The sequence below is a fragment of the Acinetobacter sp. ANC_7634 genome (assembly GCF_056779875.1).
In genome coordinates this window covers 75777-95701 of record NZ_JBWYIT010000001.1, presented here as the reverse complement: position 1 = coordinate 95701, position 19925 = coordinate 75777, and the positions used below count along the sequence as shown (strand labels likewise).

The following is a 19925-nucleotide window of genomic DNA, read 5'->3' as shown; positions in this document are numbered from 1 at the left end:
ATCCTGTGGATTGATCTTAATTGAAAAGTATTGGGGCTTTTTGTTCCAATTTTTAACTATCGCTTTTTTATATTATGTTAATCGTAATATAGTATTGATAATTATTCTCATTAATATTGTGAAATAAGTATTATTAAATGATAATCGCTATCGTTTTTATTCTCTCAATGTTAAATCATGTCATTTGTACGCTCAAAATTAAATTTAGCCATTCTTACGATTCTCTCAACTACAGTTTGTGCAAATGAAACAGAAATAAATTCTACAGCTAATGATGATTCAATCAAACTCAATACAATTGTAACGAATGCAACTGAGCAACAAGAAGTTGGAAAAACCCTTTATACGAAGGATGACTTAGACAAGACACCCAATAGTTCTAAGAACATTACTGATTTTTTAAAAGTAAATCCTAATGTGCAATTTGGTAATAATTTTAAAAGTGGCTTACAACAAGGTGAACTTAGCCCAGCCGAAATTAGCATCAATGGCGGTTTACCCTATGAAAATAAATTTCTAATCAATGGGATGAGCATCAACAATAATATTAACCCTGTGGGTGCAACAACATCGAACTCAAATAATGAACTACTCGGCTCTAGTCAAGCTGTTGCAGTCAATGCAGACCTGATTTGTAATATTAAACTGCTTGATAGCAATGTGAGCGCTGAATATGGTGAATTTACTGGCGGTGTAGTGAGTGCAGAAACCTGCGCACCAAAAACTGAGATAGGCAAAATTCACGGTAATATTACCTATGATTATACATCTGATTCTTGGTCTAAAATCAACTTTCCTAATCCAGAAAGCCAACAGGAATTTGAAACCTCCAACAGTGAAAAAAATCAACCTTTCTTTACTAAACAAGGAGTCAGTGCAACACTGTATGGTAATCTCACAGACCAATTAGGTTTCAATGCTTTTGGCTCTTTTCGACATTCCTTAATTCCATTAAAAACGAATTTTATTGAGCCAGCAGAATTAGACCAAACACGTGCTGCGAGCAATTATGGTGTCGAACTCTTCTATACACCTTCAGATAAAACCTCATTAAAAATAGGAACTCAGCTATTTGAAAATAAAGGTGAGTACTTCAATGCTACATTTTTAAACTCAGAAAACACGCAAATATCTGATAGTCAAAGTATTTATATCAATTTAAAAAATAAATTAAATGCTGTTCGGTTAGAACAACAACTTAATTATCAAACACAAAAAAACTCGCGAAAGGCAGAGCAGGATGCGTATGTGTGGGCTCGATCTTCAACAAAGAATTGGAATCCTAATTTAAGTACGCAATCTTATGGAAACTATGGTTCATTATCACAAGAAGAAAAAAAACTCGAATACTCAATCAAAGCCCTATTTGAACCAATAAACTTTGCGAACTCATCACACCAATTCAAAATGGGTGCAGGTTATGGTCATTATGAAGCGTATTGGGAAAGACCTGAAGTTTCTAATAATTATTACACAACTACTATCTCTTCCAAAAATATTGAAAACTTAAACTGTTACGCTTCTGATGGTCGTCGTTATGATGCTTGTGACGAAGGCAATTCAATTGACGGGCAATATTTAACACAACGATTTAAATATGATGCAGGACAAATCAATGTACGCCAAGATCGTTGGCATGCATATCTCGAAGATTCAATTTATGTTAATCCATTTATTCAATCTAGTTTAGGCTTACGAGCTGATTATGATTCACTGACTCAAAACACCAATATTGCACCTCGTAGTTCATTTGTTTTGAAGCCATTTGGCAATGATCAATTATTTATCACGGCTGGTTGGAATCGCTATTATGGTTTAAACGCATTCGCCAACGAATTACAAGCTCAACGAGGTCGATTACAGACAAAATTTAAGAGAAATAGTCTTTCTGAAGATTGGGAACTCGACCCGACGTTTATGCCATCCTTCAAATCAAGGTCAGAGCTGGATACGCCGTTTTCAGATGAATCTGTATTTGCTTTTAACACCAATATTTGGAACATCAATACTGGTTTAAAATATGTTCAGCGAGAGAACAAAGACCAATTACGCCAGCAGCAAGGTAATAAGTCTTATAACAACTCAGGAAAATCTGAAGCTGAAATATTAACTTTCTCTTTAAAAAATATTAAACCACTTGTATTTAAAAATTCTGTGCATTATTTAAGCCTAAATGCCGATATGACAGATACAAATCGTAATTTTGATAGCTATGAAAGCAACTACTACACAGGTACATCACAAATTTATTATGATGGCAAACTGATTAATGCTGAAGATAAACCCACTGATAATTTCAATACTCCATGGACAGTTAGACTAGATTGGAATATTGGTTTTAATAATATTCCTTTAAATATTAATCATTATCTTAGCTATCGTGCAGGGACACCAGGTATGAAAAAAACCCTGAGTACCAGTAAAACTGAATTTGTCTATGAGCTCGATGGTATGAAATATGACACTTACACTGCATATAAAACGAAAAATGCTTTGAATTGGGATATGCGTACTACCTACACAATACCGAGTTCAAAGAATACGCAAACTATTTTTGGTTTAACCATTAATAATGTACTTAACCGTAAAAATGAGTATTTTTCTTCCAATACATCCTCAGTGACACCAACACCAAGTCCTGAAATCGGTCGTCAATTCATTGCAGATGTTACATTTAAGTTCTAACTCATGATTCCCATAGAGCACTTAGGTGCTCTTTTTCATTTATGCCACGTTAAACTTTTGGATTGCATAAAGAAAAAACAATTCAAGACTTGAAAAATATCAATTATCCTCGATATTACATAAAGTAATTCACTCAATCTTAGAATGAGCATATGAACAATCAAAACAAACCTGAAATTATTACGATAGAAGATCAAAGCTTTGGTAGCCATGTAGAACATTGGGCGCTGTTAACTGATGATCCGACTGTTCAGGTTCCTAAATGGTTGAGTGAAGCACTAAATGCACCTGTCATGCCGATGGGGATTTGTGCTGAAGAACAAGATATGGATCCGAATGTTTGGCTAATTCAAGGACCTAAACAACAACCTATCCAATTGGTTCAAGTTATTGCTGTAGAAGATAATAAACCTAAAGCAGTCAAAACAGCCTTCCCTACTTTTGATAGTCCTTATACGTTGAACGCGACGATTGAACGCATCATTACATGTAAGTCCAACACGCAAGCAGTGTTACAATTAAAAGTTAGTGATAATAGTGTGGTTTATGCTTTTGATAGCTTATACAGTGTTAACCAAATTCAATACCAAAAAAATCAATCTTATAAAGTCCAATTAAATGCGTGGGCTTATGAGCTAGAAAAAGTTGCTGATCAAGAACAAATTGTTGTGGATGATCCAGCTTCAATTAAACACCATCGTGCTTTAAATGAAATTTTGAGTGAACACAATGGTGTAGCGCCAGATAATTTACAGCAGCTGATTGATGCTTGGGAACCTAAATCAGATGCCGATAAAGAACCTGTAACGGTCGATTTTTCGAAAATGGTGGCTTACTTGTACGGTGAAACCATGGGTCAGGAAGATGAGGCCTGGTTCCAAGGAAAAGTGGTTGGCAAGACCCAAATGCAGTTCAACGATCAATTTTATCAACTTTATGATGTAACACTTATTTTAGAAGAAAACCAACCTGCTACACTTATTCGTATCGCGACTAAGGATGAGAATTATAAAAATTTCGAAATTGGTCAATATATTCGTGGAAATATATGGATTCAGGCGAATATTTATGCTAAAAATACATCAAATAAATAGGATTTAACTATAAAGTAATATTTAGGCTCCTAGATGAAAATTATACCGGAACAATCAACAGGCTTAATGGAACAAGCACCCCCTCGTATTCGTGTAGACAAGGGTGCTTACTGTTTCTTTTTCTTAGGTGTTTTCCTCGCTGCTTTTATTTTCCACTTTACCAATCTTATTCCAGCATTTTAATAAAGTAGCATTGATTACTTTCATCTGCGTTTTAGTGCATAAAAAAAGCCTGTCATATGACAGGCTTTTTTTACAGACTGATTTTAAGCGTTACGCTTCGCAAAATCATCCATAAATTTCACAAGAGCTTGTACACCTTCAAGTGGCACTGCATTGTAAATACTCGCACGCATACCACCTACTGAACGATGTCCTGCAAGATTTAATAAATTATTTTCCTCTGCTTCTTTCAGGAATTGCTTTTCAAGTTCAGGCTTCGCCAATGTAAATGGCACATTCATAATTGAACGATATTCTTTCGCAATTGGATTTGCATAGAAGTCACTTGAATCAATATAACCATACAATAATTCAGCTTTTTGCTGGTTCACTTGATGAATTGCCTCTACACCACCCTGTTCAAGCAACCATTCAAATACTAAGCCTGATAAATACCAAGCATAAGTAGAAGGTGTATTCACCATAGAATCGTTCTTCGCTTGCGCTGAATACTTCAAGATGCTCGGAATTTCTTCTTTTGCTTGATCTAATAAATCATCGCGAATGATTACCAATGTTAAACCAGCAGGACCGATATTTTTTTGCGCACCCGCGTAAATAAGACCGAACTTTGAAACATCAATTGGTGCCGACAAAATACTAGAAGATAAATCTGCAACCAGTGGTTTATCCGTAGTTGGGATATTTTTAAATTGAATACCACCAATCGTTTCGTTATCGGCATAATGAACATAGGCAGCATCAGCAGATAAATTCCATGTACTTTCATCAGAAATTGCAAGATTACCATCTGCATCTTTAATACCAGCTTCGATCACGTTAATTTCGCCATAACGTTTTGCTTCTTTTAAAGCTTTTTCAGACCAAATGCCAGTATGGATATAATCTGCTTTGTTATTTTTCCCTAATAGATTCAATGGAATCGCAGAGAATTGTAGAGAAGCACCACCCTGTAAGAAAAGCACTTTGTAATTCTCAGGAATATTCATCAACTTGCGTAAGTCTGCTTCTGCTTTTTCAGCGACAGCGACGTAGTCTGCACTACGATGACTCATTTCCATGATTGATAGGCCCTTACCCTGCCAATCAAGCATCTCAGCTTGAGCTTTTTCTAATACAGCAGTAGGTAATGCAGCAGGACCAGCACAGAAGTTGTACGCGCGCATGATTTTTCCTTTCAGAGTGAAACACAATAAAATGATGGCATTTAACCACAGATAACCATAGCTTGCAGTATATTCAACTTAAATAATTTCAATCTTGTTTTCACACTAAAGCTATTTTTTCAATAAGCTCTACATTTATCAGAGATTTATGTTTACTATATTTTGAGAGACACCGTAGTTAGTAAGTTTAAATCGCTCACTACAACAGCTCTCAATCTGACAAAATTTATTATGACTATTTCGTTGTATTGTCTTTCATTTCAAGCGAACACTTAAAACATCTCACCATTATAAAGCGCATCAGTATTTACAGCTGAATGTTTTGTTTATGAACAATATTCCTCAGATTCCCCTCTCTCCTTCATTCAGCTGAAATGAAAGGGTTCACTACATGCTGTTATAAACAGTGCTATTACAATCAGCAAGCTATAATTAAATTTGAGTTTCATTTTTAATTAAAATTCTTTTTTAGACTATTGTTAATTAAAAAAGGACGCTTCAGCGTCCTTTTTTAATTCCTACAAATTATTCATCTGTAGATTTTTCATCGCTATCAGTCGTATCAATTTCTTGAGTATCTACTGATTCATTAGATTCAATTGAAGCCTCTTCACCTTCAACTGATTCTATAAAATCATCTTCCTCAACAGCTTCAATCGCTTCAACACCAACCAATGTCTCGTTTTCACCTAAGCGGATTAAACGTACACCTTGTGCATTACGACCCGTCTGAGCAATTTCAGATGCACGAGTACGTACTAGCGTACCACCATCAGAAATCAGCATGACTTCTTTGCTGACATCGATCGCTACCGCACCAACTAGCTCACCATTACGATCAGATGTCTTGATCGCAATGACGCCTTTACCACCACGTTTCTTGGTCGGGAAGTCATCCACTGGCGTACGCTTACCGTAACCATTTGCTGAAGCACAAAGCACTTCACCTGTTTCCGGAACAACGACTAATGAAACAATACGGCTTAGGAAATTAGAATCCGTATCTTCATCTTCTGAATCTACATCATTATCTTCAATTTCTTCCGCTTGAGCCAATCCAATGGTGACACGCATACCACGTACACCTTTCGCAGATCGACCCATTGCACGTACATCAGTTTCTGCAAATCGAATCGCTTTACCTTCATTCGAGAACAACATAATTTGTTGTTCACCGTCAGTAATCGCAACACCGATTAAACGGTCATCTCCAGCTAACTCGATTGCACGTAAACCATTTGAACGTACATTAGAGAACTGCTCAAGTTCAACTCGCTTGATCGTACCGTATTCAGTTGCCATAAAGACATAGAAGTTTTTACGTAAGTTTTCTGCAAGCTCAGCAAATTCAACTACTACTTCATCATCAAGATCTGTAGTTGATAATTCAACTCCTAACTCTTTCAGATGTGTACGCAATTCGTCCGATAGATCGTCACCATCTGCTAGATCAGCAAATGATTTTTCTAATGCATCATAGTGTGCAGCAATGATTTCGTTTTGCTGTAATTGAGCTTGATGAGATTTAACAAACTGACGGAAATCGGCTAGACGTTCTTTAAATTTCTTCGGTGCATCAATCACTGGCAGAATAGCAGTAATTGTCTCATTTTCATCTAATGGCAATAAGTTCACCATAGGACGACCTTTTGCACCACGAGAAGCTTGAGGCACTTCAAAAACTTTTAAGCGATAGACTTTACCGACATTGGTAAAGCATAAAACTGTTGCATGGTTAGATGTCACAATCAAATGTTGAATGTAATCATCTTCTTTCATAGACGTTGCTGATTTACCACGCCCACCACGACGTTGCGCAGCATAATCAGAAAGTGGCTGTGTTTTCGCATAGCCTGATTGAGAAACGGTTAAAACAACTTGTTCTTCTGGAATTAAATCCTCACGAGAGAAATCTACACGAGATTCTACAATCGCAGTACGACGCTCATCACCATATTGCTGAAGAATAAGTGCAAGTTCTTCACGAATCACATTCATCAACAATTCAAAATCATTAAGAATTGCTGTCAACTCTGCAATTTGTGCCAAAATTTCAGAATATTCTGCATGCAGCTTATCTTGTTCTAAACCAGTTAAACGATGCAAACGTAATTCTAAAATTGCACCCACTTGAGTTGGTGAGAGACGATAAATATTGCCAGATAATCCAAACGGTTTATTAGGATCTTCGCCTTCAATTTCATCTGGGCGAACAGAAACTGAACCTGCTTTTTCTAATAAAGCAACTACGCCACCTGCAGACCATTCTCCTGCTTGCAAACGTTCACGTGCTTCTTGCGGATTCGCAGAGGTTTTAATGGTTTCAATGATGGCATCAATATTTGCTAAAGCAACCGTTAAACCTTCCAAGATATGACCACGTTCACGTGCCTTACGTAATTCGAACATCGTACGACGTGTTACAACTTCTTGACGATGGCGAATGAAAGCAGCAATGATGTCCTTTAAATTCATCAGCTTTGGCTGGCCATTATCCAAGCAAACCATATTAATACTGAATGAATTTTGAAGCTGAGTATTTTGGAATAAATTATTGACAATTACTTCAGCGTTCTCACCACGCTTTAAGTCAATTGCAATACGCATACCTTCTTTATCAGATTCATCGCGTAACTCTGAAATACCTTCGAGCTTCTTCTCTTTCACAAGTTCAGCAATACGTTCAATCGTTTTTGCTTTGTTCACTTGATATGGAATTTCAGTGAATACAATCGTCGTGCGACCTGTTTTTTGGTCTTCTTCTAAATGGTACTTACCACGAATAAATAAACGACCTTTACCAGTACGATAAGCATCAACAATACCTGATTTACCGTAAATGATACCGCCTGTAGGAAAGTCTGGACCCGAAATATGCTCCATCAATCCTTCAATACTGATATTCGGATTATTGGCATAGGCTAAGCACGCATTGACCACTTCAGTCATATTATGCGGCGCCATATTGGTTGCCATACCTACAGCAATACCCGTGACACCATTAATGAGTAAATTTGGCACACGAGTTGGCATAACTTGTGGAATACGCTCTGAACCGTCGTAGTTATCTTCCCACTCTACTGTATCTTTTTCTAAATCAGCTAACAGTTCATGCGTTAATTTACGCATACGCACTTCGGTATAACGCATCGCTGCTGCACTGTCACCATCGACAGAGCCAAAGTTACCCTGACCATCAACCAACTGATAACGTAAACTGAAATCTTGTGCCATACGAACGATTGTTTCGTATACAGCAGAGTCACCATGAGGATGGTATTTACCTATCACGTCACCGACTACACGTGCAGACTTTTTGTAAGCTTTGTTATAGTCATTGCCTAATTCGTGCATTGCGAAAAGCACACGACGATGAACAGGTTTTAAACCATCTCGTACATCGGGCAATGCACGTGACACAATCACGCTCATCGCATAATCGAGATATGAGCTTTTAAGTTCATCCTCAATGGCAATCGGTCTAATTTCCGATACGCTCATGCATACTCCTTATTCTACAAGCCAATTTTGGCTTGTATTTATATGTCGTAAAACTAGCAAAATCATTAACTCAAACGACTGAGTTAAAACTAAAATACAGCCCTAAATTATAGCATAAACACTTGTATTTTTGTGTCGAAATATTCAGCCTAACCTTGTTAATTATCTTCATTTTAGCGATCATTTTCTTGTTATTTCAAAACCAAAAATTAGCGCATCCAGACAGGATTTTTCAAAATCCAAAATTTTGAGAAATACATTAGTACAAAAAAAATGCGCCAATCAACTGGCGCATCTTCATAATTTTTTCTATATTTTTATTGTGCCTGGTTCAGTACTTTACGATAGCTCAGCACAGCCACAATCAATAGAACTGGCAATAACATCTCCACCCCTTCCTCAATGGTCATAATCATGATTTGAGTATGCAGCACCAACTGGATGCCGAATTCATCTTTCAGGGTTGAGGTCGTGCGATCCAGCACTTTGCTTAGTCCGCCACAGGCAATGGTGAGGAAAATAAAAAAATGTGCAATATTCAATGAATCTTTCATGCTTTGTATGGTTTGAACCAATTTTTTCACCAATACCAGAAAGACAAAGATAATGCCGAGCAATAAAATAAATCCGAGTAGCTTATCCATGAGCGGAATTTCAGCACTACGATAGAAATTAGTTTTGATAAAACTCATTTCAAACACCTGCTTATGAAAATCCATTTCCCGTAATCCCAACAATGTCGCTGCTATAGCCGTAAATACTCGGGTATGGGGTTTGATTTCAACATTAAGCAAACACAGCACTGCCAGCAAGTACCATAACCATGGACTCATGACTTCAAAAGCGCCTGACTCACTAAATAAATACTGAGTCACCTCAGGCGGTGCATTCAAGGCAGTATGAATACAAATACCAAGATAAAGCGCAATCAGCAGAAAACTAATGAACAGGATATGGGCGGCTTTGGAAAAGGGCATGATTAAAAACAGAAGAAAAAGCAAACTGGGATTTTATCACTTTTCATACAAATGAAATACTCTAGTTTCGATTGTCGAGTACTTTTAAAATTTTTGCATAAAAAAACGCCCTTACACAAAGCAGTAAAACATTGCTTTCACTGCTTGCACAAGAGCATTTTTAAACTGTGTTCAGGAATTAGATTTTAGAAACCAATTCTGGAACCACTGTATTTAAGTCACCTACTAACCAGTAGTCAGCTACTGCATTAATTGGAGCTTCTTCATCCTTATTGATCGCAACGATCACTTTAGAATCTTTCATACCTGCCAAGTGCTGAATCGCACCAGAGATACCTACAGCGATATAAAGGTCTGGCGCAACGATTTTACCCGTTTGACCAACTTGCATATCGTTTGGAACGAAACCAGCATCAACTGCTGCACGAGATGCACCTTGAGCTGCACCAAGCTTATCAGCTAATGGATCAAGTACTTTATGGTAGTTCTCACCAGAACCTACACCACGTCCACCAGATACAACAATGCGAGCTGCTGTTAATTCTGGACGTTCTGATTTTACGATTTCTTCAGATAAGAACTTAGAAATACCCGCATCACCAGTAGAAGTGGCAGCTTCAACCGCAGCAGAACCACCTTCAGCAGCAACTGCATCAAACGCTGTACCACGAACTGTACCAACAACAACTGATTCACCAGACTCTACAGTTGCAATCGCGTTACCAGCATAGATTGGACGCTTGAAAGTTTTAGGACCATCAACTGCAATAATGTCAGTAATCATACTTACATCAAGAAGTGCAGCAGCACGTGGAAGTACGTTTTTGCCCGTCGTTGTAGACGCCGCAAGAATGTGTGAATAACCTGTACCAATTGAAGCAACAAGCTTCGCTACATTTTCAGCCAATTGGTTTGCATATGCAGCATCATCAGCTAAAAGAACTTTGCTTACACCAGCAACTTTAGCAGCTTCATCAGCAACTGCTTGAGCGCCTGAACCAGCAACTAATACAGTGATATCACCACCGATTTTTTGAGCCGCAGCTACAACGTTTAAAGTTGCACCGTTAAGTGCTTTGTTGTCGTGCTCAGCGATTACTAAAATACTCATGATTTTTATCCTTCTGTATTAGATCACTTTCGCTTCATTTTTTAGTTTTTCAACAAGCTCATCAACAGACTTCACTTGAACACCAGCTTTACGTTCAGCAGGCGCTTCAACTTTAACAGTCTTAAGCTTAGTTGCAGGATTAACACCAAAATCTGCAGGAGATTTAGTATCAAGCGGTTTCTTACGTGCTTTCATGATGTTTGGTAGAGCAGCATAACGTGGCTCATTCAAACGTAAGTCAGTCGTAATGATCGCTGGAAGTGCTAGTTCAACAGTTTGTAAACCACCGTCGATTTCACGAGTCACTTGTACTTTATCGCCTTCAACTTTAACTTCTGAAGCAAATGTACCTTGACCAGCACCAAGTAATGCACCAAGCATCTGACCAACTTGGTTAGAGTCGTCATCAATTGCTTGTTTACCAAGAAGGATAAGTTGTGGCTGTTCAGCGTCTACAACGCCTTTAAGAATCTTCGCAACTTCTAAAGCACCAAGTTGGCTATCATCAGCTTCAACTAGGATACCGCGGTCTGCACCAAGCGCCATTGCAGAACGGATTTGTTCTTGCGCTTCTTTAGGACCAATAGAAACAACAACGATTTCTGAAACAGTTCCTTTTTCTTTTAAGCGAACCGCTTCTTCCACTGCGATTTCACAGAATGGGTTAATTGACATTTTAACGTTAGTAAGGTCAACCCCACTATTGTCCGGCTTTACGCGAACTTTAACGTTGGCATCAACCACACGTTTTACAGCAACAAGAGCCTTCATGTAATCCTCGGCTGTTTTAACAGAAGTAAATATTCAGAAAAGTTATAATAACTCTTCATTTAAAATTTTTAGGTGTCCTATCTTGCAATGTGTTTGGCATTTCGGTCAAGTCACAATTCACAAAACTGCTGTAAAAAAGCGTAATTTTCGTTGAACGGAGCGTTCACAAAATTATTTTGTTAATAAATTTGTCAGCTTTTCAATATTTTTTGTAAAAAATTAAACTTTGATTTTTAATATTTTTTTAATTTATTAACTACATCAGTTGAATTGATGCTGTAGACTCTTATTTTACGTTGAAAAGCGTTGGCGTGAGTCACCAAATTTGAGGTAAAAAATGTCATAACAGACAGCAAAAATTACAATAACAGCTATTCTTTTTGAGTATAATTTAACCAAAGTTAATTCTATTTGAATAGAAAGCGCAAACATTAGTTTGCGCTTTTTTAATGTTAATTCACAATGAGCCATGTTGCTGCCAATGAAAGCATCACTCCCGAACCACCATCAATCCATTTTTGACGTTTTTCATTTATCCCTGTTTTCTGTGTCAAAAATGCAAATACAAAACTCAATGATGAATAAATAATTAAGCATAATCCAATGAAGATTAGGGATAAGACAATCCCCTGTCCCATAATCGAAGAGGTATGCTGGTTAATAAATTGAGGCAAAATCGCAAAATAAATAAGCATACCTTTAGGATTAAGTAAGGATGTTATAAAACCGCGTCGAATCGGACTAATGACCTGACTTTGTTTAATTTCAATATTTTTGTGATTAAGCGCAGATCGAATCAAATTAAATGCCAAATAAAGCAAATAACAGATTCCTAACCATTTGATCGTTTCAAAAATAATAGGGAAAGAAATAATGATAGCCGCAATACCCACAACGACTAAAAAAGAATGGACGAAATAACCCAAACACACCCCTAAAGTCGCCATAACGCCTGCTTTCGCATTTTTACCCATTACCTGTGACAGAATAAATAACATATCCGGACCAGGCGTAAAAATAAGAGGGATAACTGTCAAAGCAAATAACCAATAGGTAGACATTTTCTTTCTTCCATCATTAATGAAAATGAAAAAAAAGTATCTTCGAATTTACATAAAATAGGATTTCAAATATTCTATTTATTCTTTAATTTTTAGAATTTAATTCCAATATATGAAAATAATATCTAAATCAATTTCAGTTAAATTAGATCGTATCGATAAAAGTATCATTCATGAACTTCAAACCAACGGTCGAATTCAAAATAATGATTTAGCCAAAGAGATTGGCTTATCACCATCCTCTTGTTTAAGACGCGTAAAAATTCTCGAAGATGCTGGAGTCATCCAGCAATACACAACCATTGTTGATCCTCAAAAAATCGGATTACAACTTATTCTATTTTCGCGTATTTGGTTGGTGGGACAAGACGCTGAAACCATCGATACTTTTATTGAAGCGATGAAAGAACTCCCTCAAGTCATGGAGTGCTATATTATTTTGGGCGAATGTGATGCGATGTTAAAAGTTGTCGTACCTGATTTGGAGAACTATCGTAAATTTCAGTCAGAACACTTAACCAAAAAAAATGGGATTACCAGTGTGAAAACGGATTTACCCAGTCAAATCATTAAACAAAGCTATCAACTGCCCCTGCAATCAATTTAATACCATTAAGCAATCGATCCGACTGACTTTTTAGATCGGACCGATTATCCATTTTGATCAAGTTAAAAAGTTAAATCTTCAATGCTTTAAGTTTTTTCAACCTCGATTTTTTCATTCAAAATTTTTTCTAAAAGTACATGCTGATCCACTGATTCACTCAATTTAGGATCACAAATTTTGAGTCTTCGTTTCAGCTCTTCCTGTAAATACAATTGATCCTCAAGCTCCAATTCAGTTTGACTAAGTTGCTGCGCAAAATATCGAATCACACCTTCAAGTCGTTGATTTTGCTTCAATATAACGTATGCATAACCCAATACAAGCCCTTTGAAAATTTCCTGATAAGGCTTACCACGTTGAAAATTGTATGCCAATGAAGATAGTACCCGCTCACCAAAACCTAACTTACGATATGGGTCTCGCGCCACTCGATCACATGGGTCTTTATAAGCCGTCTCACAAGAGTCGATAAAACTCTTTGCCAATAGTTCTAAATTTTCTTTTCGATGTGGTAGTAGATCCTTTAATCCAACTTTAACCTCATGGAGTACTGCCAACATAAATTTAGAAATTTGCTCATCAGACAGTGCAATCCCGATCGTTTCATATTGTCGAAAACTTGCAGCCCATGCTGTCATTGCATGAACACCATTCCACATGCGATTTTTGATTAACTGTATCTCTTCAATCTCTTCAACCAGAATCATTTGGCGCATTTTTGCCAATAAAGGACTGTTATTTTCCACATAAAGTGGCATATCTGTTTCGGCATGAAATAAGATCAATTCTAGATTTTGTAGAATATGCGCCGATTTGAATTTTTCGTATAGATCGTCAATATACTGAGTAGCCAATTGTTCTTGTTCAGCATTTAAACGCGTCCCTTCATCCACATCCGTCACGTCTAAATCATGCTCATGCTGCACATGTCTAAAAATATTGTATTTGATTTTTAACTGTCTAAATAGTTTTTGATCTGTAATTTTAGCTACCATTCGATTGACTACTGTATCGCAAAAATAGTGCTGCGACATGATGATATTGACTGTCTTCGCATCCGTAATTTCATGCAAAGCACTACAAATCTGTTGTTCAATTAATGATTTTGCGCCTACTTTGTTTAAAACAATTAAAACTGTTAGAGGATTCAACTGTTCTTCAAAATGGATATAACGCGCATACAACCCTTGAGCAATGGTTTTAGCCTCTTGCTCGATTGCCTTTTCAGGTAAACACAGTGCAATTAAACTTGATTCAATATACATGTGCTGCATCATTTCAATATTTGATGCATCTATGACGGTTATATTGTCTATTCGCTCGTCATGAGAGTGTTGCCCATAACGAATACTGTAACCACCAAAAGTATTCACACTATTTCTATAGAGTGAATTCCGCGTTGAAGCATAGATTTGTTTTGGTCGAGTATATCCATCCCAATGAGACAATACTTGGGCAATATAGCCACCACCTATTGCCCCAAAACCATGTATCCCCACGACATGCTGATTTAAAGTCTGAGGAAAAGAGTCAAATAGAGCAGGCATTTTTAATTTTGGTGTAAATTGATTCAAATCTTCCAGAAAATCATGCATGCTTTCGTAAAAGAAATTCGCTTTTTCGAGCATGGTTGAATTAGGTTCTTTGATATCTTGAAGTAATACCGTTAATCCACCCGCTTCAAACGCCGACATCACTCCATTTTCTGAGTCTTCAAACATTAAACATAAAGTTGGATCAATGTTCAGTTGCTCAGCAGCTTTTAAGAAAATTTCTGGGTGTGGTTTTCCATTATCAACCTCATCGCCGCATACGATAATGTCGAAAAACTTATATACATTGGCATTGATTAAATACTCTTCAGCTATTTCACGTCGACTCGAAGTTGCTACTGCCATTTTCAGATTGGACTTTCTTAAACGTTCAAGAACTTGCATGAGTCCAAATTTAATCGGCACTCCGTATTTTCTTACATGCTCAAGTTCTAGCTGATCTGCTCGCTTTCTGATTTCCGCATACGGTACTTCTTGACCATATTGCTGATTTGCCAGTTTTTCGGCACTACGAGCACTTAAACCCAAACAAGATAATAAATAGGCGTCTGTAAATTCGACACCAATGAGTTCTAATGATGCTTGCTTCAACGTTTGAAAACGAAGTCGCTCCGTATCAAACATTGTGCCATCCATATCAAAAATGGCGGCATGGATATTATTTTCATGAAATTTAATCATTTACCCCTCTCCAAAAAAATTCAAAATTATTAGACAAGTGTAAAGAATTTGACTGAATCGAATGAGCAGAATAAATATATGAAACAAAATTGAACGTTATTTAATCAATAATTTTATCTTTATGTATTGAGTTGTTGGAAACGGGTAAATTTAATTTTCTATAAAGTAACAGAGCTAAAATTATTAGCCCTGTTTTTTAAATGATTTTTTTCAAACTTGATTGAGCGCCGCCAAGTAATCACGATGGACGTGACTCAATTCAATAATAGGATATTGTTCTAGTTCAAAAATTTTCCAAACTTCAATAAAGTCTTCTTTCAAATCAACTCCTTGATCTGCAATAGGTCTTTCTTGCCATTGCTGATCAGAAATCCACAAATAAGTCTTAGATGCTATTGGATCAATCGCTTGGATTTTTCCTTCAGTATTAATACCCTGCACATAGGCATTGTTGGGGAGAGCGGCCTCAATCATCGGTAAATTGATTTCCACAAAATGTTTCACCTGACGTAAACCATAACCTGCAAAAATGTCTTTTTGTGCTGAAGAGAGTTGCTGATACTTTTGATCAATATTGTCAATCATGGCTTGACCTAATCATTCCTGCAAAATATTTTTTAATTTGTATACAACTTAAATCCATCTATTAAAGTTATACCTTAAAAATCGTATTAAAAAAATTCAATTCGAAAAATTTAAGCTAAAGTTCAAGGGAAAATTATTTTTAAAAGCGCAGCTTTCAAAAGCTCAATCCCAACAATACATTATTTTTCAAATAATTTTATTCGCATTAAATTAACGCATTTTATTTATATCAATGGTTATTAGCTATTTTCTGGAGCATAAAACTGTAAATTTCATTCATTTTTAGAGTGGCACATTCATTGCTTAACCAGTTTGAACTTAATCTGGGGAATGCACATGATCACATTTAAAAAAACTCTGCTTGTTGTCACGATAGCAACTTTCTTAACAGCCTGTGGTGACAATGAAAGTAGCACAAATAATTCTAACACGCCGCCTCCTGTCCCGTTTAATCCTGTAGAAGCAACCATTAGTGATTTGCATAACTCGATTTTAAGCAAAGGTTCATCTTGTGTTGATGTTGTGCAAGGATATTTAAATCGTATATCAGCTTACGATCGACAAGGTCCAGAGCTCAATAGCATTATTTCTTTAAACCCAAATGCACTTAAAGAAGCAGAAGTGCTCGACCAACAATTTGCAAAAAATTCGAAACTTTCAGGACCTCTTCACTGTGTCACTGTACTCGCTAAAGACAATATTGATGCTGTAGATATGGCGAACACAGCAGGTTCTGTAGCATTAAAAGATAATTTTCCACATGATGATGCCTATATCATAAAAAATATCAAAGAAAATGGCGGAATCATTTTAGGAAAAGCCAATCTTGATGAGTTCGCTTTCGGCTTTGGTGGAAAATCAACTCTAGGTGATCAAACTAAAAATGTGTATGACTTAAGTAAAGGCCCAGGTGGTTCATCATCAGGAACTGGCGCTGCCATATCTGCAAGTTTTGCAATGGTGGGAATAGGAACTGATACGGGAGGGTCAATTCGTGTGCCTTCATCAGTACAGGGTCTTGTCGGTTTACGACCATCTTTACGTCTTTTGAGCCAAGATGGAATTATTCCACTGGCACCAACTCAAGATACTGCTGGACCAATGTGTAGACAAGCTATTGACTGTGCAAAATTAATGGATGCAATGATCGGATTTGATAGCTCATTAAGTTCAAATCAACGTAGTGAATTTGCACGTACTTCTCCTCTTCTAAAATCAGAGTCTGCTTACCGCGAATTGATTAATCAACCGAATAGCTACGTTCCTCATGACACTGTAAGTCTTGTAGGAAAGCGTATTGGTATAGTACAAGCACTTTACCCTTCCGAAGGTTCAACCACTCAACAGAAAGAAGACTACAATCTCGTTAAAGAAGCAATGGATAACGCAATTACTAAACTTGAAGAGGCAGGAGCGACTGTAGAAATAGTTACAATAAGCGATCTAAATACAATTTTGACACGTTATTCGAGTCTTTCAAGTGCTGAATTTAAAATATCACTTACAGAATATCTAAAGACCACAAGAAGTATTTACCAATCGTATGAAGATTTACTCGCTAGTGAACTAATGATCCGTAACTTCAGCGGCTATAATTCTGATCCAACAAGTGCATCATATATTGAGAATTATGAGCGCAACACCACTGAAAGAAGTCCTTTCGTGCGCTTACGCATGAATAGCGCTTTAAATAATGTTGAACTAGATGGTACTCGTAAAGGCTTACAATACGACGCTTTAGCCTACCCTTCTATTACTGGGTTTGCTGGCAATTTAGGAAGTAGCCCGACCACAGGTACAAATAATCGCCTAAGTCCGTTTAGTGGTTTTCCTGCATTATCTATGCCTGCTAAATCAGTGAACTCAAGTCGCAGTAGTTATCCTATGAATGTTAACATCGAGTTTATTGCTCGTGAATTTGATGAGCCGACTTTATTTGAAATCGCAGTCGCATTCCAAAAAGTGAATCCCGCACGTATGATACCTATACACACACCAGCACTTTAAACAGATAACTTTATCATTCAGTACAGTATTAAGTATATTCAATATACTTAATACTGAGGATTAAGATTTTTGGGCTCTAGGATGAGCTTTATCATAGACTTGAGCCAAACGATCAAAATCTAACTGAGTATAAATTTGTGTCGTAGATAGATTACTATGACCTAGCATTTCTTGAACTGCTCGTAAATCACCACTGTTTGAAAGCAGATGACTAGCAAAACAGTGTCGCAATAAATGAGGGTGTAAATCCACATTTACGCCCGCTCTCTGTGCTTGCAATTTGACTCGATTTTCAATCTGTCGATTCGTCAATCGATTCCCTTTTTTAGTAATAAAAACTGGGGAATCTAACTCAATTTCCCCACACCAGATACGATGGACTTTAAGCCATTCGATTAAACTCGTTTTCGCTTTCAAACCAAAAGGAACAACCCGAGTTTTATTTCCCTTACCTGTAATTCGAAGTAATTGTCGTGTAAAATCGATATCTCGAATATTCAATCCTTGTACTTCAGCTAATCGTAAACCACTTGAATAAAGCAGCTCTAAAATAGCTTTATCTCTTAACCACAAGAGATGATCTTGAGAGGATTCAGGTGCCGGTTGATCCAAGATTTGCTGAATCGTTTCGACATCAACCATACCCGGCAAAGGCCTTGGCTGTCTTTTTAACTTAAAATCATGAATGGGATTATTCGATACATATTTCCCTTCCACAGCCCATTTCATGAATTGACGAATGGCTGTTAAATGACGTTGTAAGCTTGCACTGTTGAGTTGATGTTGTTCAACCTTATAAGCCATATATTCTCGTAAATCAGATGCTTCAACTTGATTTAATTCAATTTTCTTTTCATAACAAAAGTCAATAAAACCAGACACATCACGGAAATACGCCTCAAGCGTATGCTCAGATTGATTTTGAATCTTTCTCTCTTTCAACCACATTGACAGCAATTGCATTGCGCCATATTGCATTTGGCTTTCTCTCTATTGAATCGATGTCTAATCATCAATACTCGTGGGCATTCCAACAAATCATAAAGTAAAAAGCCCTGAATTTCAGGGCTTTTTAGTTAGGAAATAAGTTTTATTGAAAATAACGTAGATCCAAACGACCTTCATAAACCGTTGCAGTTGGACCAGTCATCCAAACCACATCTCCCTCTTTCCATTCAATCAGCAATTTACCGCCGGCAAGTTCGATTTCCACATTGCTAGACAATAAACCACGGCGCATACCTGAGACAGCAGCAGCACATGCACCTGTACCACAAGCTAATGTTTCTCCCACACCACGTTCAAAAACTCGTAATCGAGCATGTTTTTCATCAACGATCTGCATAAATCCAGCATTTACACGCTCAGGAAAACGTTCGTGAGATTCCACTTGAGGGCCTATTTTAGCAACATCAGCAGTTAACACGTCTGGCACAATGGTCACTGCATGCGGATTTCCCATATTGACCACATCGATGCTGATCGTCTCATTATCCGCTAAAGCTAAATCATATAAAGCAGCAGGCGCTTCTGCTAAAAATGGGATTTGGTTCGGTAAGAACTTCGGATACCCCATGTTCACACGAACCCATCCATTCGCACCCAACTCAGGCTCGACAATCCCCGCCTTTGTTTGAACTTTGAATTTAGTTTTATTGGTTAAATGACGATCATGAACAAATTTGGCAAAACAACGAACCCCATTACCACATTGCTCAACTTCAGAACCATCCGCATTAAAAATGCGATATTTGAAATCCACATTCGGATGATCTGGTGTTTCAACTATTAATAACTGATCAAAACCGATGCCAAAATTACGGTCAGCCAAACGGCGAATCATGACAGGATCTAGATAAGCACGTTGGCTGATTAAATCAACCACCATGAAGTCATTACCCAGACCATGCATTTTAGTAAATTCTAGCAACATCTATTGTCTC

Annotated in this window: 15 protein-coding genes; 5 read left to right on the top strand and 10 right to left on the bottom strand. The window is 37.2% G+C overall.

What is annotated here, in order from left to right; genetic code table 11:
- The first annotated feature begins 177 nt into the window (after positions 1-177).
- The 3 genes from AC1M9A_RS00450 (at position 178) to AC1M9A_RS00440 (ending at position 3962) form a co-directional block, all read left to right on the top strand.
- Positions 178-2685: a TonB-dependent receptor plug domain-containing protein gene (locus AC1M9A_RS00450; protein WP_481609383.1), complete on the top strand. Its 2508-nt coding sequence runs from the start codon at positions 178-180 to the stop codon at positions 2683-2685.
- 152 nt (positions 2686-2837) lie between these two features.
- The gene (locus AC1M9A_RS00445; protein ID WP_035266435.1) at positions 2838-3779 is read left to right on the top strand and encodes a hypothetical protein; all 942 of its coding nucleotides are present in this window, start codon (positions 2838-2840) and stop codon (positions 3777-3779) included.
- Between the two features lie 33 nt (positions 3780-3812).
- Positions 3813-3962, top strand: coding sequence for a hypothetical protein (locus AC1M9A_RS00440; RefSeq protein ID WP_481609382.1), 150 nt, complete (start codon positions 3813-3815; stop codon positions 3960-3962).
- Positions 3963-4045: 83 nt separating this feature from the next.
- Here AC1M9A_RS00440 and serC read toward each other — a convergent pair whose 3' ends face one another.
- From serC to AC1M9A_RS00410, 6 genes are all read right to left on the bottom strand, one after another.
- Positions 4046-5128: a 3-phosphoserine/phosphohydroxythreonine transaminase gene (gene serC / locus AC1M9A_RS00435; RefSeq protein WP_035266433.1), complete on the bottom strand. Its 1083-nt coding sequence runs from the start codon at positions 5126-5128 to the stop codon at positions 4046-4048.
- A 525-nt stretch (positions 5129-5653) separates the two neighbouring features.
- A complete protein-coding gene (gene gyrA, locus AC1M9A_RS00430; RefSeq protein ID WP_481609381.1) occupies positions 5654-8629 on the bottom strand; it encodes a DNA gyrase subunit A in 2976 nt (991 codons plus the stop codon).
- A 317-nt stretch (positions 8630-8946) separates the two neighbouring features.
- Positions 8947-9606: a hypothetical protein gene (locus AC1M9A_RS00425; RefSeq protein ID WP_481609380.1), complete on the bottom strand. Its 660-nt coding sequence runs from the start codon at positions 9604-9606 to the stop codon at positions 8947-8949.
- A 178-nt stretch (positions 9607-9784) separates the two neighbouring features.
- Positions 9785-10717 carry an FAD-binding protein gene (locus tag AC1M9A_RS00420; RefSeq protein WP_481609379.1) on the bottom strand — a complete coding sequence of 311 codons (933 nt, stop codon included), beginning with the start codon at positions 10715-10717 and terminating at the stop codon, positions 9785-9787.
- Between the two features lie 18 nt (positions 10718-10735).
- A complete protein-coding gene (locus AC1M9A_RS00415) occupies positions 10736-11488 on the bottom strand; it encodes an electron transfer flavoprotein subunit beta/FixA family protein (RefSeq protein WP_035266425.1) in 753 nt (250 codons plus the stop codon).
- Between the two features lie 452 nt (positions 11489-11940).
- Complete coding sequence (locus AC1M9A_RS00410; protein WP_035266421.1) at positions 11941-12549, bottom strand: LysE family translocator; 609 nt, start codon at positions 12547-12549, stop codon at positions 11941-11943.
- Positions 12550-12661: 112 nt separating this feature from the next.
- On the opposite strand from AC1M9A_RS00410, the gene AC1M9A_RS00405 reads away from it, so the two are divergent.
- Entirely contained in the window at positions 12662-13156 is a 495-nt protein-coding gene (locus AC1M9A_RS00405; RefSeq protein WP_092765973.1) for an Lrp/AsnC family transcriptional regulator, read from the top strand.
- An 86-nt stretch (positions 13157-13242) separates the two neighbouring features.
- Here AC1M9A_RS00405 and mtlD read toward each other — a convergent pair whose 3' ends face one another.
- Together mtlD and AC1M9A_RS00395 are read right to left on the bottom strand one after the other, a co-directional pair.
- Positions 13243-15390, bottom strand: coding sequence for a bifunctional mannitol-1-phosphate dehydrogenase/phosphatase (gene mtlD, locus AC1M9A_RS00400; RefSeq protein WP_481607103.1), 2148 nt, complete (start codon positions 15388-15390; stop codon positions 13243-13245).
- Positions 15391-15600: 210 nt separating this feature from the next.
- Positions 15601-15975, bottom strand: a complete 375-nt coding sequence (locus AC1M9A_RS00395; RefSeq protein WP_481588525.1) for a hypothetical protein — start codon at positions 15973-15975, stop codon at positions 15601-15603.
- 336 nt (positions 15976-16311) lie between these two features.
- Here AC1M9A_RS00395 and AC1M9A_RS00390 point away from each other — a divergent pair, with 336 nt between their 5' ends.
- Complete coding sequence (locus tag AC1M9A_RS00390) at positions 16312-17982, top strand: amidase (RefSeq protein WP_481596773.1); 1671 nt, start codon at positions 16312-16314, stop codon at positions 17980-17982.
- Between the two features lie 60 nt (positions 17983-18042).
- Here the strand turns inward: AC1M9A_RS00390 and AC1M9A_RS00385 are convergent, their stop codons facing one another.
- Both AC1M9A_RS00385 and dapF read right to left on the bottom strand, forming a co-directional pair.
- Positions 18043-18960: a tyrosine recombinase XerC gene (locus AC1M9A_RS00385; RefSeq protein ID WP_481609378.1), complete on the bottom strand. Its 918-nt coding sequence runs from the start codon at positions 18958-18960 to the stop codon at positions 18043-18045.
- A 112-nt stretch (positions 18961-19072) separates the two neighbouring features.
- A complete protein-coding gene (gene dapF, locus AC1M9A_RS00380) occupies positions 19073-19915 on the bottom strand; it encodes a diaminopimelate epimerase (RefSeq protein ID WP_035267038.1) in 843 nt (280 codons plus the stop codon).
- Between the last annotated feature and the right edge of the window lie 10 nt (positions 19916-19925).

What these genes read in the sequence shown, in the direction of transcription:
- AC1M9A_RS00405 (WP_092765973.1), top strand. Translation starts at nt 12,662, where the DNA reads ATGAAAATAATATCTAAATCAATTTCAGTTAAATTAGATCGTATCGAT.
- AC1M9A_RS00445 (WP_035266435.1), top strand. Translation starts at nt 2,838, where the DNA reads ATGAACAATCAAAACAAACCTGAAATTATTACGATAGAAGATCAAAGC.
- AC1M9A_RS00415 (WP_035266425.1), bottom strand. Translation starts at nt 11,488, where the DNA reads ATGAAGGCTCTTGTTGCTGTAAAACGTGTGGTTGATGCCAACGTTAAA.
- AC1M9A_RS00395 (WP_481588525.1), bottom strand. Translation starts at nt 15,975, where the DNA reads ATGATTGACAATATTGATCAAAAGTATCAGCAACTCTCTTCAGCACAA.
- AC1M9A_RS00385 (WP_481609378.1), bottom strand. Translation starts at nt 18,960, where the DNA reads ATGCAATATGGCGCAATGCAATTGCTGTCAATGTGGTTGAAAGAGAGA.
- AC1M9A_RS00390 (WP_481596773.1), top strand. Translation starts at nt 16,312, where the DNA reads ATGATCACATTTAAAAAAACTCTGCTTGTTGTCACGATAGCAACTTTC.
- AC1M9A_RS00440 (WP_481609382.1), top strand. Translation starts at nt 3,813, where the DNA reads ATGAAAATTATACCGGAACAATCAACAGGCTTAATGGAACAAGCACCC.
- AC1M9A_RS00410 (WP_035266421.1), bottom strand. Translation starts at nt 12,549, where the DNA reads ATGTCTACCTATTGGTTATTTGCTTTGACAGTTATCCCTCTTATTTTT.
- AC1M9A_RS00420 (WP_481609379.1), bottom strand. Translation starts at nt 10,717, where the DNA reads ATGAGTATTTTAGTAATCGCTGAGCACGACAACAAAGCACTTAACGGT.
- serC (WP_035266433.1), bottom strand. Translation starts at nt 5,128, where the DNA reads ATGCGCGCGTACAACTTCTGTGCTGGTCCTGCTGCATTACCTACTGCT.
- dapF (WP_035267038.1), bottom strand. Translation starts at nt 19,915, where the DNA reads ATGTTGCTAGAATTTACTAAAATGCATGGTCTGGGTAATGACTTCATG.
- mtlD (WP_481607103.1), bottom strand. Translation starts at nt 15,390, where the DNA reads ATGATTAAATTTCATGAAAATAATATCCATGCCGCCATTTTTGATATG.
- gyrA (WP_481609381.1), bottom strand. Translation starts at nt 8,629, where the DNA reads ATGAGCGTATCGGAAATTAGACCGATTGCCATTGAGGATGAACTTAAA.
- AC1M9A_RS00425 (WP_481609380.1), bottom strand. Translation starts at nt 9,606, where the DNA reads ATGCCCTTTTCCAAAGCCGCCCATATCCTGTTCATTAGTTTTCTGCTG.
- AC1M9A_RS00450 (WP_481609383.1), top strand. Translation starts at nt 178, where the DNA reads ATGTCATTTGTACGCTCAAAATTAAATTTAGCCATTCTTACGATTCTC.